Source organism: Pseudomonas sp. 9_2_1, assembly GCF_059295275.1.
Map to the genome: position 1 here is coordinate 1,202,094 of NZ_CM181239.1, position 13,947 is coordinate 1,216,040.

General features: G+C 61.7%; 14 protein-coding genes. 13 read left to right on the plus strand and 1 reads right to left on the minus strand.

Annotation, left to right across the window (positions count from 1 at the left end; translation table 11 throughout):
* Positions 1-3 precede the first annotated feature (3 nt).
* The gene (gene map / locus AC5O5I_RS05380; protein ID WP_494512180.1) at positions 4-786 is read right to left on the minus strand and encodes a type I methionyl aminopeptidase; all 783 of its coding nucleotides are present in this window, start codon (positions 784-786) and stop codon (positions 4-6) included.
* Positions 787-1,133: 347 nt separating this feature from the next.
* On the opposite strand from map, the gene rpsB reads away from it, so the two are divergent.
* The 13 genes from rpsB to lpxA all read left to right on the plus strand — a co-directional run bounded on the left by rpsB (position 1,134) and on the right by lpxA (position 13,947).
* Positions 1,134-1,871: a 30S ribosomal protein S2 gene (gene rpsB, locus AC5O5I_RS05385; protein WP_172231881.1), complete on the plus strand. Its 738-nt coding sequence runs from the start codon at positions 1,134-1,136 to the stop codon at positions 1,869-1,871.
* 186 nt (positions 1,872-2,057) lie between these two features.
* Complete coding sequence (gene tsf, locus AC5O5I_RS05390) at positions 2,058-2,921, plus strand: translation elongation factor Ts (protein ID WP_172231884.1); 864 nt, start codon at positions 2,058-2,060, stop codon at positions 2,919-2,921.
* 177 nt (positions 2,922-3,098) lie between these two features.
* Positions 3,099-3,842, plus strand: a complete 744-nt coding sequence (pyrH, locus tag AC5O5I_RS05395) for a UMP kinase (RefSeq protein WP_027920035.1) — start codon at positions 3,099-3,101, stop codon at positions 3,840-3,842.
* On the plus strand, positions 3,839-4,396 hold the full coding sequence (gene frr, locus AC5O5I_RS05400; protein WP_172219519.1) for a ribosome recycling factor: 558 nt from the start codon (positions 3,839-3,841) through the stop codon (positions 4,394-4,396). Before pyrH ends, frr begins: the two co-directional genes overlap by 4 nt.
* Positions 4,397-4,411: 15 nt before the next feature.
* On the plus strand, positions 4,412-5,167 hold the full coding sequence (uppS, locus tag AC5O5I_RS05405; RefSeq protein WP_172219521.1) for a polyprenyl diphosphate synthase: 756 nt from the start codon (positions 4,412-4,414) through the stop codon (positions 5,165-5,167).
* On the plus strand, positions 5,167-5,982 hold the full coding sequence (locus AC5O5I_RS05410; RefSeq protein WP_172219523.1) for a phosphatidate cytidylyltransferase: 816 nt from the start codon (positions 5,167-5,169) through the stop codon (positions 5,980-5,982). The genes uppS and AC5O5I_RS05410 overlap by 1 nt, the downstream gene beginning before the upstream one ends.
* Positions 5,979-7,169, plus strand: coding sequence for a 1-deoxy-D-xylulose-5-phosphate reductoisomerase (gene ispC, locus AC5O5I_RS05415; RefSeq protein ID WP_172219525.1), 1,191 nt, complete (start codon positions 5,979-5,981; stop codon positions 7,167-7,169). The genes AC5O5I_RS05410 and ispC overlap by 4 nt, the downstream gene beginning before the upstream one ends.
* 70 nt (positions 7,170-7,239) lie before the next feature.
* A complete protein-coding gene (gene rseP, locus AC5O5I_RS05420; protein WP_494512181.1) occupies positions 7,240-8,592 on the plus strand; it encodes an RIP metalloprotease RseP in 1,353 nt (450 codons plus the stop codon).
* A 73-nt stretch (positions 8,593-8,665) separates the two neighbouring features.
* Positions 8,666-11,014, plus strand: coding sequence for an outer membrane protein assembly factor BamA (gene bamA / locus AC5O5I_RS05425; protein ID WP_172285371.1), 2,349 nt, complete (start codon positions 8,666-8,668; stop codon positions 11,012-11,014).
* 44 nt (positions 11,015-11,058) lie between these two features.
* Positions 11,059-11,562 carry an OmpH/Skp family outer membrane protein gene (locus tag AC5O5I_RS05430; RefSeq protein WP_012270843.1) on the plus strand — a complete coding sequence of 168 codons (504 nt, stop codon included), beginning with the start codon at positions 11,059-11,061 and terminating at the stop codon, positions 11,560-11,562.
* 1 nt (position 11,563) lies between these two features.
* Complete coding sequence (lpxD, locus tag AC5O5I_RS05435; protein WP_172219530.1) at positions 11,564-12,619, plus strand: UDP-3-O-(3-hydroxymyristoyl)glucosamine N-acyltransferase; 1,056 nt, start codon at positions 11,564-11,566, stop codon at positions 12,617-12,619.
* Positions 12,620-12,733: 114 nt separating this feature from the next.
* On the plus strand, positions 12,734-13,174 hold the full coding sequence (fabZ, locus tag AC5O5I_RS05440; RefSeq protein WP_008094893.1) for a 3-hydroxyacyl-ACP dehydratase FabZ: 441 nt from the start codon (positions 12,734-12,736) through the stop codon (positions 13,172-13,174).
* Entirely contained in the window at positions 13,171-13,947 is a 777-nt protein-coding gene (lpxA, locus tag AC5O5I_RS05445) for an acyl-ACP--UDP-N-acetylglucosamine O-acyltransferase (protein ID WP_172219532.1), read from the plus strand. Before fabZ ends, lpxA begins: the two co-directional genes overlap by 4 nt.

Genomic DNA, 13,947 nt, shown 5'->3' on the forward strand with positions numbered 1-13,947 from the left:
CGGTCAGGCCGAGATGCGCGGGATGGTGTCGTCCTTGCGCAGGGTGAAGATCTCGTAGCCGGTCGCAGTCACCACCAGGGTGTGCTCCCACTGGGCCGAGAGCTTGCGGTCCTTGGTGATGGCGGTCCAGCCGTCGCCCAGCACCTTGGTGTCGGCCTTGCCCTGGTTGATCATCGGCTCGATGGTGAAGGTCATGCCTTCTTTGAGTTCCATGCCGGTGCCGGCGCGGCCGTAGTGCAGAATCTGCGGCTCTTCGTGGAATATCTTGCCGATACCGTGGCCGCAGAACTCGCGCACCACCGAGAAGCCGTTCTTTTCCGCGTGCTTCTGGATCACTTCGCCGATGTCGCCCAGGCGGCAGCCCGGCTTGACCAGTTCGATGGCCTTGTACATGCATTCCTGGGTGACCTGGGACAGGCGCTCGGCCCATACCGGCACGGTGCCGACGTGGAACATGCGGCTGGTGTCGCCGTGGTAGCCGTCCTTGATCACGGTGACATCGATGTTCAGCGTGTCACCGTCCTTGAGCGGCTTGTCGTTGGGTATGCCGTGGCAGACCACATGGTTGATCGAGGTGCAGATCGACTTCGGGTAGCCCTTGTAGTTGAGCGGTGCCGGGATGGCCTGCTGGACGTTGACGATATAGTCGTGGCACAGGCGGTCGAGCGCTTCGGTGGTGACACCGGGCTTGACGTGCTCTTCGATCATTTCCAGCACTTCGGCGGCCAGGCGGCCAGCGATGCGCATCTTCTCGATGTCTTCTGCGGTCTTGATGGTGACGGTCATTACAGGCTCTCTACGGCGCCGTGCACGGCGCGAACAAACGGGAAAGGCCGGATTCTAGCAGAGCAGGGCGCCGATCGGTCGGGATAAAGGCGGCCATGCTGCTGTCTACAGCTGGCATTCTGGCGCGAAAGCCGGGGTGCTGCAAAAGCCGCTGACGGACGCAACAGTATTCGGGTTCCGTTCGCTCGCGGTCTGTGGTATAAAATGCGCCGCTTTCGGGGATGACCCCGTGAGCTTCAAACCCACACACGTGTCGACACGATGACCTGGGTGCCCCGATCTCTTCGGAATCGCGGGTTGGTCATTGGGATGCGTGGAGGCCCAACCCGACTTACCAAGGAACTATCATGTCCCAAGTCAATATGCGCGATATGCTGAAGGCCGGTGTGCACTTCGGCCACCAGACCCGTTACTGGAACCCGAAAATGGGCAAGTACATTTTCGGCGCGCGTAACAAGATTCACATCATCAACCTGGAAAAAACCCTGCCAATGTTCAACGACGCCCTGGCGTTCGTAGAGCGTCTGGCTCAGGGCAAGAACAAGATCATGTTCGTCGGTACCAAGCGTTCCGCCGGCAAGATCGTGGCCGAGCAAGCTGCTCGCGCCGGTTCGCCATACGTTGACCACCGCTGGTTGGGCGGCATGCTGACCAACTACAAGACCATTCGTGCTTCGATCAAGCGTCTGCGCGACCTGGAAACCCAGGCCGAAGATGGCACCTTTGCCAAGCTGACCAAGAAAGAAGCCCTGATGCGTTCGCGCGATCTGGAAAAACTGGACCGCAGCCTGGGTGGTATCAAGGACATGGGCGGTCTGCCTGATGCCCTGTTCGTTATCGACGTTGATCACGAGCGCATCGCGATCACCGAAGCCAACAAGCTGGGTATCCCGGTTATCGGCGTTGTCGATACCAACAGCAGCCCGGAAGGTGTTGACTACATCATCCCAGGTAACGATGACGCCATTCGCGCTATCGAGCTGTACATGACTTCGATGGCTGACGCCATCATCCGCGGCCGCAACCACGTTGCTGGCGGCACCGAAGTCTACGCTGAAGAAGCGGCTGCACCTGCTGCCGAGTAATTAGACGCTAGCGTCGACTTGGCACGCAAAAAGGGGGCTCTGCCCCCTTTTTGCCACCTTGAAATCCTGCTGTCAGCATCGGCCCCGCATCATGGGCCCGCTGAGTCAAAAACAGCGGATTTGCAGAATTGAACGCCCGTGAGCAACGGGTGGAATGGTTGAAAAACTTTCCAAGAGGATTTTGAAATGGCAGCAATTACTGCAGCGCTGGTCAAAGAACTGCGCGAGCGTACCGGCGAAGGCATGATGGATTGCAAGAAAGCCCTGGAAAAGGCTGGCGGCGACATCGAAAAAGCCATTGACGACATGCGTGCCTCGGGCGCCATCAAGGCCGCCAAAAAGGCTGGCAACGTCGCTGCTGAAGGCGCTATCGCCGTCAAGACCGACGGTAAATCCGCCGTCCTGCTGGAAGTGAACTCGCAGACCGACTTCCTGGCCCTGCAAGACGACTTCAAGACCTTCGTCGCCGAAAGCCTCGAAGAAGCCTTCGCCCAGAAGCTGACCGACGCCGCTCCGCTGATCGCTTCGCGTGAAGCTGCTCGTGAAGCCCTGGTTGCCAAGGTAGGCGAGAACGTCAACATCCGTCGCCTGGTGCGCGTTGAGGGTGACGTTGTCGGTGCCTACCTGCACGGCAACAAGATCGGTGCTGTCGTTGTCCTGAAAGGCGGCGACGTCGAGCTGGCCAAGAACATCGCCATGCACGTTGCCGCTTCGAATCCGGAGTTCCTGGATTCGTCGGAAATCTCCGCCGAAGCCATCGAGCGCGAGAAGGCCGTCTTCCTGCAGCTGAACGCTGACAAGATCGCCGGCAAGCCGGAAAACATCGTTGAGAACATGATCAACGGTCGTATCACCAAGTTCAAGGCCGAAGCCTCGCTGAAAGAGCAAGCTTTCGTCATGAACCCGGAAGTCAAGGTCGGCGAGCTGGCCAAGAAAGCCGGTGCTGAAATCGTTTCGTTCACCTACTTCAAAGTAGGCGAAGGCATCGAGAAGCCGGTCGACAACTTCGCTGAAGAAGTTGCCGCCCAGCTGGCTGCTGCCAAGCAGTAAGACAGCCCCGTCTGTCGCCACAAAGAGGCTGCCCGCTCACGCGCGCAGCCTCTTTGTCAAAGCGGGAGCGGTTTACAAGGCCGTTGCTCGCTGACGCAGTCGCTGCGTCACATTAGAGTTATACGCAGGCTCAAGAAGCCCGCCAGAATTTTACAAACGCCGCAGGAGAGATTCGCAATGGCTCAGCAGGGCAGTGGTCATCAGGCTCGCTATAAACGCATTCTACTCAAACTTAGCGGCGAGGCCCTGATGGGCTCGGAAGAGTTCGGGATCGACCCCAAGGTCCTGGATCGCATGGCGCTGGAAGTCGGCCAGCTGGTCGGCATCGGTGTCCAGGTAGGCCTGGTGATCGGTGGTGGCAACCTGTTCCGTGGTGCGGCGCTCAGTGCAGCCGGCATGGACCGCGTTACCGGCGACCACATGGGCATGCTGGCCACCGTGATGAATGGCCTGGCCATGCGCGACGCGCTGGAGCGGGCAAACATTACCGCCATCGTCATGTCGGCGATCTCCATGGTTGGCGTGACCGATCACTATGATCGCCGCAAGGCCATGCGCCACCTCAACGCCAAGGAAGTCGTAATCTTCGCTGCCGGTACTGGCAACCCGTTCTTCACCACCGACTCTGCCGCTTGCCTGCGCGCCATCGAAATCGATGCCGATGTGGTATTGAAGGCAACCAAGGTCGATGGTGTATACACTGCAGATCCATTCAAGGACCCGCATGCCGAGAAGTTCGATCATCTGACCTACGATGAAGTGCTGGATCGCAAGCTGGGTGTGATGGACCTGACGGCAATCTGTCTGTGCCGCGACCACAAGATGCCACTGCGCGTCTTCAACATGAACAAGCCCGGCGCCCTGCTGAACATCGTGCATGGCGGCGCGGAAGGAACTCTGATCGAGGAAGTTCAAAAATGATCAACGACATCAAGAAAGACGCGCAGGAGCGCATGACCAAGTCCCTCGAGGCCCTGGGTCGCCACCTGGCCGCGATCCGCACCGGTCGCGCCCATCCGAGCATCCTCGACAGCGTCAAGGTCACCGCCTGGGGTAGCGAGATGCCGCTGAACCAGGTTGCCGCGATCAGCGTCGAAGATGCCCGCACCCTGAAAATCGTTGCCCACGACAAGAATCTCAGCGCGGCCATCGAGAAAGCCATCCTCACCTCCGACCTGGGCCTGAACCCGTCCAGCGCCGGTACCACTATTCGTGTGCCGATGCCGGCCCTGACCGAGGAAACCCGCAAGGGCTATACCAAGCAGGCCAGCGGCGTTGTCGAGGATGCCAAGGTGGCCGTGCGCAACGTGCGCCGCGATGCCCTGGCCGACCTGAAAAAGCTGACCAAGGACAAGGAAATCAGCGAGGACGAAGAACGTCGCGCCGCTGACGAGATCCAGAAGCTCACCGACAAGTTCGTTGCTGACGCCGATGCAGCCTTCAAGGCCAAGGAAAAGGACCTGATGGCCGTCTAAGGCCGGGGTTTTTTAATGGAAAAGACCAAGCCAGCGGCGCCGTCCTCGGTGCCGCGTCATGTCGCGATCATCATGGATGGCAACAACCGCTGGGCGAAAAAACGCCTGCTGCCCGGCGTTGCCGGGCACAAGGCGGGCGTCGACGCCGTTCGCGCGGTCATCGAGGTGTGCGCCCAGTCCGGGGTCGAAGTGCTGACCCTGTTCGCGTTCTCCAGTGAAAACTGGCAGCGCCCCGCCGAAGAGGTCGGTGCACTGATGGAACTGTTCTTCTCGGCGCTGCGCCGCGAGGCCAGGCGCCTCAACGAGAACAACATCAGCCTGCGCATCATTGGTGACCGTTCACGGTTTCATCCCGAGTTGCAGGCTGCCATGCGCGAAGCCGAGGCGCTGACCGCCGGCAGCAATCGCTTCATCCTGCAGATCGCGGCCAACTATGGCGGCCAATGGGATATCGCCCAGGCGGCCCAGCGGCTGGCGCGGGAAGTGCAGGCCGGGCACCTGCGCCCGGACGATATCACCCCGGGCCTTTTGCAGACCTGCCTGTCGACCGGCGAGCTACCGCTGCCGGACCTGTGCATCCGCACTGGTGGCGAGCACCGCATCAGCAACTTCCTGCTGTGGCAGCTGGCCTACGCAGAACTGTACTTCTCCGACCTGTACTGGCCGGACTTCAAACACGAGGCCATGCGCAATGCCCTGGCCGATTTCGCTTCGCGCCAGCGCCGCTTCGGTAAGACGAGCGAGCAGGTCGAGGCTGGAGCTCGTGCTTAATGCTTAAACAACGCATCATTACCGCGCTGATCCTGCTGCCGATCGCGCTGGGCGGTTTCTTCCTGCTCAACGGCGGGGATTTCGCCCTGTTCATCGGCTTTGTGGTCACCCTGGGTGCATGGGAGTGGGCGCGCCTCGCCGGGCTGATGGCCCAGCCGCTGCGCATCGCTTATGCCGCAGCGGTCGCTGGGGCGCTGATGCTGCTGTATGTGCTTCCCGAGCTGGCGCCCTGGGTGCTGGGGGCTGCAGTTATCTGGTGGGGGTTGGCCACCTGGCTGGTGCTTACCTACCCGCGCAGCAGCGAACTGTGGGCCAGTGCCGCCTGCCGATTGCTGATCGGCCTGCTGGTGCTGCTGCCGGCCTGGCAAGGGCTGGTACTGCTCAAGCACTGGCCGCTGGGCAACTGGCTGATCCTGTCGGTAATGGTGCTGGTATGGGCCGCCGACATAGGCGCGTACTTTTCCGGGCGCGCGTTCGGCAAGCGCAAGCTGGCCCCGCAGGTCAGTCCGGGCAAGAGCTGGGAAGGCGTGTACGGTGGCCTGGCGGTCAGCCTGCTGATTACCCTGGGGGTCGGCATCAGCCGCGACTGGGGCGTCGGCCAGATCCTGCTGGGCCTGCTGGGTGCCGCGCTGCTGGTCATGGCCTCTGTGGTCGGTGACCTGACCGAGAGCATGTTCAAGCGTCGTTCCGGCATCAAGGACAGCAGTAACCTGCTGCCTGGCCATGGCGGCGTGCTCGATCGCATCGATAGCCTTACCGCGGCCATCCCGATTTTCGCCGTGCTGTTGTGGGCTGCCGAATGGGGTGTGATGTGAGTCGCCCGCAGCGCATTACCGTGCTGGGCGCCACTGGCTCGATCGGCCTGAGCACGCTGGACGTGATCGCGCGTCACCCTGACCGTTACCAGGCGTTTGCCTTGAGCGGCTATTCGCGCGTCGACGAGTTGCTGGCGTTGTGCGTGCGGCATCGCCCGGCCTTTGCCGTGGTGCCCAGCACCGAGGCGGCCGCGCGACTGCGCGAGGGCCTGGCAGCGGCTGGCTGTGCTACCGAGGTGCTCGAAGGCGAGGCGGGCCTTTGCCAGGTTGCCTGCGCTGCTGAGGTGGACGCGGTGATGGCCGCCATTGTCGGTGCAGCCGGCCTGCGCCCGACCTTGGCGGCGGTCGAAGCGGGCAAGAAGGTGTTGCTGGCCAACAAGGAAGCCCTGGTAATGTCCGGGGCGCTGTTCATGGAGTCGGTGCGGCGCAGCGGCGCCGTGCTGCTGCCGATCGACAGCGAGCACAACGCAATCTTCCAGTGCATGCCTGGCGACTACGCGCGCGGCCTGAGTGCCGTGGGTGTCCGTCGAATCCTGCTCACAGCCTCTGGAGGCCCGTTCCGCGAAACGCCTGTCGAGGCGTTGCTGGACGTGACGCCGGAGCAAGCCTGCGCGCACCCCAACTGGTCCATGGGGCGCAAGATATCCGTGGATTCGGCCAGCATGATGAACAAGGGGCTCGAGTTGATCGAAGCCTGCTGGTTGTTCGATGCCGTGCCGGCCAAGGTCGAGGTAGTGGTGCATCCGCAGAGCGTGATCCACTCCCTGGTCGACTATGTGGACGGTTCGGTGCTGGCGCAGTTGGGCAACCCGGACATGCGCACACCAATCGCCAATGCCTTGGCCTGGCCTGAGCGGATCGATTCGGGCGTGGCTCCGCTGGACTTGTTTGCCATCGCCCGTCTGGATTTCCAGGCGCCCGACGAACAGCGCTTCCCTTGCCTGCGCCTGGCCCGGCAGGCTGCCGAGGCCGGCAATAGCGCACCCGCCGTACTGAACGCGGCCAACGAAGTGGCGGTCGAGGCATTTCTCGAGCGGCGTATCCGCTTCCCCGATATCGCGGGTATGATCGAACAGGTGCTCGATCAGGAGCCCGTCGTACCGCTGCCGTCGCTGGACGCGGTGTTCGCCGCCGACCAGCGTGCCCGGGAGCTTTCCCGTGAGTGGCTGAGGCGTCACGGTCGCTGATGCAGGCCCACCACGGTTCGCGAGGGGCTGGGCATGACGCCGGCCCGCTGAACATCATTCGGAGATGGACATGACAGCGCTCTACATGATTATCGGCACCCTCGTGGCCTTGGGTGTGCTGGTCACCTTCCACGAATTCGGCCACTTCTGGGTCGCGCGCCGCTGCGGCGTCAAGGTGCTGCGCTTCTCGGTGGGCTTCGGCACGCCGCTGCTGCGCTGGCATGACCGCCAGGGTACCGAGTTCGTGGTCGCGGCGATTCCGCTGGGGGGCTACGTCAAGATGCTCGACGAGCGTGAAGGCGATGTGCCGCCCGCGCTGGCCGACCAGTCGTTCAACCGCAAGTCCGTGCGCCAGCGCATCGCGATCGTCGCGGCGGGCCCGATCGCCAACTTCCTGCTGGCGATCTTTTTCTTCTGGGTGCTGGCAATGCTGGGCACCCAGCAGATCCGCCCGGTGATCGGTGCGGTAGACGCCGGCAGCCTGGCCGCCTCGGCCGGCCTGACGGCGGGTCAGGAAATCGTTTCCGTCGACGGTAAGCCGACCAGCGGCTGGTCGGCGGTCAATCTGCAACTGGTGCGCCGCCTGGGCGAAAGTGGCACCTTGCAGGTAGGGGTGCGTGATGAAGGTGCCAGCGCCGAGCGCCAGCTGCAGGTGAAGCTGGACAGCTGGCTGAAAGGCGCCGACGAGCCGGACCCGATCCAGTCCCTGGGGCTGCACCCTTGGCGCCCGGCGATCGTGCCGGTGCTGGCCGAGATCGACCCGAAGGGCCCCGCAGCGGCTGCAGGCCTTAAAACCGGTGACAAGCTGCTGAGCCTCGATGGGGTGGCGGTGACGCAATGGCAGCAAGTGGTGGACAGCGTGCGTGCGCGCCCGGATGCCAAGGTGGTGGTGCGCGTCGAGCGCGAGGGCGCTGCCCTGGACGTGCCGGTGACATTGGCCCGCAAGGGTGAGGGCAAGGCGGTTGGTGGTTACCTGGGGGCGGGGGTAAAAGGTGGCGAATGGCCTGCCGACATGCTCCGCGAAGTCAGCTACGGGCCGCTGGATGCGGTGGGTGAGGGCTTGTCGCGCACCTGGAGCATGAGCGTCCTGACCCTTGAATCACTGAAGAAAATGCTGTTCGGGGAGCTCTCGGTAAAAAACTTGAGCGGACCGATAACCATTGCTAAAGTGGCGGGCGCTTCAGCCCAGTCCGGCGTCGGAGATTTCCTGAATTTCCTGGCCTACCTGAGCATAAGCCTAGGGGTTCTTAACTTGCTGCCCATACCGGTACTGGATGGGGGGCATTTGCTGTTTTACCTGGTCGAGTGGGCGCGCGGTCGTCCGCTCTCAGATCGGGTGCAAGGTTGGGGGGTCCAGATCGGTATCAGTTTGGTCGTAGGGGTGATGTTGCTCGCCCTGATCAACGATCTGGGTCGACTATAAAGCTTCGCTCAATTGCAAACCTGCCGTGTTGTCACGGCGGGTTGTTTATTGCCAGTTGGAATAAAAGGACTTCATGAAACGTCTGCTGCTAACTGCGGTCATGTCCGCACTGATGATCGCTGAAGTTCACGCCGAGTCCTTCACCATCTCCGATATCCGCGTCAACGGCCTGCAGCGGGTTTCCGCCGGCAGTGTCTTCGGTGCCCTGCCGCTGAACGTCGGCGACCAGGCCGACGACCGCCGCCTGGTGGACTCGACCCGCTCGCTGTTCAAGACCGGGTTCTTCCAGGACATCCAGCTGAATCGCGACGGCAATGTGCTGATCATCAATGTGGTCGAGCGCCCGTCGGTGTCCAGCATCGAGATCGAAGGCAACAAGGCGATCAGCACCGAAGACCTGATGAAGGGCCTGAAGCAATCGGGCCTGGCCGAAGGCGAGATCTTCCAGCGTGCCACCCTCGAAGGTGTGCGTAATGAGCTGCAGCGCCAGTACGTGGCCCAGGGCCGCTACTCGGCCGAAGTCGACGCCGAAGTGGTGCCGCAGCCGCGCAACCGCGTGGCGCTGAAGATCAAGATCAACGAAGGCACCGTGGCTGCCATCCAGCACATCAACATCGTTGGCAACAACGTGTTCGACGATGAAACCCTGGGGCAGCTGTTCGAGCTGAAAACCACCAACTGGCTGTCGTTCTTCAAGAACGACGACAAGTACGCCCGCGAAAAACTTTCCGGTGACCTGGAACGCCTGCGTTCCTACTACCTGGACCGCGGCTACATCAACATGGACATCGCCTCTACCCAGGTGTCCATCACGCCGGACAAGAAACACGTCTACATCACCGTCAACATCAACGAAGGCGAGAAGTACACCGTTCGCGACGTGAAGCTGTCCGGTGACCTGAAGGTGCCGCAGGACCAGGTTCAGTCGCTGCTGCTGGTGCAGCCGGGCCAGGTATTCTCGCGCAAGGTGATGACCACCACCTCCGAGCTGATCACCCGCCGCCTGGGTAACGAAGGCTATACCTTCGCCAACGTCAACGGCGTGCCACAGCCGAACGAGCAGGACCACACGGTCGACATCATGTTCGTGGTCGACCCGGGCAAGCGTGCCTACGTCAACCGCATCAACTACCGCGGCAACACCAAGACCGAAGACGAAGTGCTGCGTCGCGAGATGCGCCAGATGGAAGGTGGCTGGGCGTCGACCTACCTGATCGACCAGTCCAAGACCCGCCTCGAGCGCCTGGGCTTCTTCAAGGAAGTCAACGTCGAGACCCCGCCAGTGCCAGGCACCGACGACCAGGTCGACGTCAACTACAGCGTCGAAGAGCAGGCGTCCGGCTCGATCACCGCCAGCGTCGGTTTTGCTCAGAGCGCCGGCCTGATCCTCGGTGGTTCGATCAGCCAGAGCAACTTCCTCGGTACCGGTAACAAGGTGTCCATCGGCCTGACCCGTTCGGAATACCAGACCCGCTACAACTTCGGCTTCGTCGACCCCTACTTCACTGCCGACGGCGTCAGCCTGGGCTACAACGCCTTCTACCGCAGCACCGACTACGACGACCTCGACGTCGACGTGGCCAGCTATGCGGTGGACAGCTACGGTGCGGGCGTCAGCCTGGGTTACCCGATCAGCGAAACCTCGCGCCTGACCTACGGCCTGAGCGTGCAGCAGGACAAGATCAAGACCGGCAAGTACACCGTTGACGAGATCTTCGATTTCCTCGACCAGGAAGGCGACAACTTCCTCAACTTCAAGGCCTCGATCGGCTGGTCGGAATCGACCCTGAACAAAGGCGTGCTGGCGACCCGTGGTCATTCCCAGAGCCTGACCCTGGAGTCCACCATTCCGGGCAGCGACCTGTCGTTCTTCAAGCTCGACTACCGCGGCCAGCTGTTCCAGCCGATCAACAACGACTACACCCTGCGCCTGCACACCGAGCTGGGCTATGGTGATGGTTATGGCAGCACCTCTGGCCTGCCGTTCTACGAGAACTACTTCGCGGGTGGCTTCAACTCCGTGCGTGGCTTCAAGGACAGCAGCCTGGGCCCACGCAGCACCCCGAGCAATGGTAACCGGCCTGGCACCATCGCCGACCCGGACCAGGATCCGCTGCCGTTCGGTGGCAACGTGCTGGTGCAAGGTGGTGTCGAATTGCTGTTCCCGCTGCCGTTCGTGAAAGACCAGCGTTCCCTGCGCACCTCCGTATTCTGGGATGTGGGTAACGTGTTCGACACCAATTGCGGCAACAAGCCTGATTGCGAGAAGGTCGGGTTCTCGGGCATGGCCAGCTCGGTCGGCCTGGGTGTGACCTGGATTACCGCGCTGGGCCCGTTGAGCTTCAGCCTGGCGATGCCGGTCAAGAAGCCGGACGATGCCGATACTCAAGTGTTCCAATTCTCTCTGGGCCAGACCTTCTAAGGTCGGCCCTCGCTTAACGACAACGGTTTATCCAGGAGTGCATCGTGCGTAAATTGGCTCAACTGGCCGTAGTGGCCGCGGCGCTGGTCGCCACCCCGGCTTTCGCCGAAATGAAGGTCGCCGTGCTGAACTATCAGATGGCCCTGCTCGAATCGGATGCCGCCAAGAAGTACGCGGTTGATGCCGAGAAAAAATTCGGCCCGCAACTGACCAAGCTGAAAAGCCTGGAAAGCAGCGCCAAGGGCATCCAGGACCGCCTGATCAAGGGCGGTGACAAGATGCAGCAGCAGGAGCGCGAGCGCCTGGAGCTCGAATTCAAGCAGAAGGCCCGCGACTTCCAGTTCCAGTCCAAGGAGCTGAACGAAGCCAAGGCCGTTGCCGACCGCGACATGCTCAAGCAGCTGAAGCCGAAGCTGGATGGCGCTGTCGAGGAAGTGATCAAGAAGGGTGGTTTCGACCTGGTTCTCGAACGTGGTGCGGTCATCGATGTCAAGCCTCAGTACGACATCACCCGCCAGGTCATCGAGCGCATGAACCAAGCCCGTTGATATGAGTGTGACCATGACGCTAGGCCAGCTGGCCGAGGCCCTCGGTGCCACCCTCAAGGGGCCCGAGGCGCTGCAGATTACCGGGCTGGCCACCTTGCAGGAGGCTGGCCCCGGCCAATTGAGCTTCCTCGCCAACCCGCAGTACCGCAAATACCTGGACAACAGCCAGGCGGCTGCGGTGCTGCTGAAGGCTGCGGATGCCGATAGCTTTGCCGGCAATGCACTGATCGTCGCCGATCCGTACCTGGCCTATGCGCGCATTTCCCACCTGTTCGACCCCAAACCCAAGGCTGTGGCGGGTATTCATCCCAGCGCCGTGGTGGCTGAGGACGCGCAGGTGGATGCCAGTGCCAGCATCGGGCCGTTTGCGGTCATTGAAAGCGGCGCGCGCATCGCGGCAAATGTCAGTGTGGGTGCACACTGCGTGGTCGGTGCCCGTTGCGTGATCGGTGAGGGCGGCTGGCTGGCGCCACGGGTCACCCTGTACCATGACGTGACCATCGGCAAGCGTGTGGTGATCCAGTCGGGTGCGGTGATTGGTGGTGAAGGCTTCGGCTTCGCCAACGAGAAGGGCGTGTGGCGCAAGATCGCCCAGATCGGTGGCGTGACCATTGGCGATGACGTGGAAATCGGTGTCAACACTGCGGTCGACCGCGGTGCACTGTCGGACACGCGGATCGCTGACGGGGTCAAGCTCGACAACCAGATCCAGATCGCCCACAACGTGCAGATCGGTGAGCATACGGCCATGGCCGCCTGCGTCGGTATCTCCGGCAGCACGCGCATTGGCAAGCATTGCACCATCGCCGGCGGTGTCGGCATGGTTGGCCATATCGATGTCTGTGATAACGTTTTCGTGTCCGGGATGACCATGGTGACCCGTTCGATCACAGAACCGGGTGCCTATTCTTCCGGCACTGCCATGCAGCCACTGGCTGAATGGCGCAAGAGCGCCGCGCGCATCCGCCATCTGGACGACATCGCCAAGCGTCTCCAGCAGCTGGAAAAACGCGTCGATACCGTGACCTCAGGTGGCCTGCCGGCATCAGAAGGCTGATACCATTCCCTGAGCAAGAGTGAACAGTCGCTAGCTGGCTCCTCTTTGGACTGCAAAAGGAGCGTTTGGTCAGCACCTGCGCTCCCTATTATTATTACAGGCTTCCCCCCCGAAATGATGGACATCAACGAGATTCGCGAATACCTGCCTCACCGTTACCCGTTCCTGTTGGTGGACCGTGTGACGGATCTGGACTTCGAGGCCCAGAGCATTCGTGCCTACAAGAATGTCAGCATCAACGAGCCGTTCTTCAACGGCCATTTTCCAGCGCACCCGATCATGCCGGGCGTCCTGATCATCGAAGCCATGGCCCAGGCGGCCGGTATTCTCGGTTTCAAGATGCTCGATGCCAAGCCGGCCGATGGAACCCTGTACTACTTTGTCGGCTCCGACAAACTGCGCTTCCGTCAACCAGTACTGCCGGGTGACCAGCTGGTACTGGAAGCCAAGTTCCTCAGCCGCAAGAGCATGATCTGGAAGTTCGAATGCCGCGCGCTGGTCGACGGCAAGCCGGTCTGCTCGGCACAGATCACCTGCGCGGAACGCTCCCTATGAATTCGATTGATCCTCGGGCCATTATCGATCCCTCGGCCAAGCTGGCCGAGGGTGTCGAGGTCGGCCCTTGGTCGATCGTTGGCCCCGATGTAGAAATCGGGGAGGGCACCGTCATCGGCCCGCATGTTGTGCTCAAAGGGCCGACCCGTATCGGCAAGCACAACCGTATCTTTCAGTTTTCCTCGATCGGTGAAGACACCCCTGACCTCAAGTACAAGGGTGAACCGACGCGCCTGGTGATCGGCGACCACAACGTGTTTCGCGAAGGGGTGACCATTCACCGCGGTACCGTTCAGGACCGCGCGGAAACCACCGTGGGCGACCATAACCTGATCATGGCCTACGCCCATATCGGCCACGACAGTGTCATCGGCAACCACTGCATCCTGGTCAACAACACGGCATTGGCCGGCCATGTGCATGTGGGTGACTGGGCGATCCTGTCCGGCTATACCCTGGTGCACCAGTACTGCCATATCGGTGCCCACGCGTTTTCCGGCATGGGCACGGCAATCGGCAAGGACGTACCTGCCTTCGTGACCGTCTTCGGCAGCCCTGCCGAAGCCCGCAGCATGAACTTCGAGGGCATGCGCCGCCGAGGTTTCAGCGACGAGGTGATCCACGTGCTGCGTCGTTGCTACAAGATTGTCTATCGCCAGGGCCTTACCGTCGAAGACGCGCTGAAGGAATTGGCCGAAATGGCCGAAAAGCACCCTGAAGTCGACCTGTTCCGTCAGTCGATCGTGAACTCCGCTCGCGGCATCACCCGCTGA

Coding starts and splice junctions, on each gene's coding strand:
- map (WP_494512180.1), bottom strand. CDS start 786: ATGACCGTCACCATCAAGACCGCAGAAGACATCGAGAAGATGCGCATC.
- rpsB (WP_172231881.1), top strand. CDS start 1,134: ATGTCCCAAGTCAATATGCGCGATATGCTGAAGGCCGGTGTGCACTTC.
- tsf (WP_172231884.1), top strand. CDS start 2,058: ATGGCAGCAATTACTGCAGCGCTGGTCAAAGAACTGCGCGAGCGTACC.
- pyrH (WP_027920035.1), top strand. CDS start 3,099: ATGGCTCAGCAGGGCAGTGGTCATCAGGCTCGCTATAAACGCATTCTA.
- frr (WP_172219519.1), top strand. CDS start 3,839: ATGATCAACGACATCAAGAAAGACGCGCAGGAGCGCATGACCAAGTCC.
- uppS (WP_172219521.1), top strand. CDS start 4,412: ATGGAAAAGACCAAGCCAGCGGCGCCGTCCTCGGTGCCGCGTCATGTC.
- AC5O5I_RS05410 (WP_172219523.1), top strand. CDS start 5,167: ATGCTTAAACAACGCATCATTACCGCGCTGATCCTGCTGCCGATCGCG.
- rseP (WP_494512181.1), top strand. CDS start 7,240: ATGACAGCGCTCTACATGATTATCGGCACCCTCGTGGCCTTGGGTGTG.
- bamA (WP_172285371.1), top strand. CDS start 8,666: ATGAAACGTCTGCTGCTAACTGCGGTCATGTCCGCACTGATGATCGCT.
- lpxD (WP_172219530.1), top strand. CDS start 11,564: ATGAGTGTGACCATGACGCTAGGCCAGCTGGCCGAGGCCCTCGGTGCC.
- fabZ (WP_008094893.1), top strand. CDS start 12,734: ATGATGGACATCAACGAGATTCGCGAATACCTGCCTCACCGTTACCCG.
- lpxA (WP_172219532.1), top strand. CDS start 13,171: ATGAATTCGATTGATCCTCGGGCCATTATCGATCCCTCGGCCAAGCTG.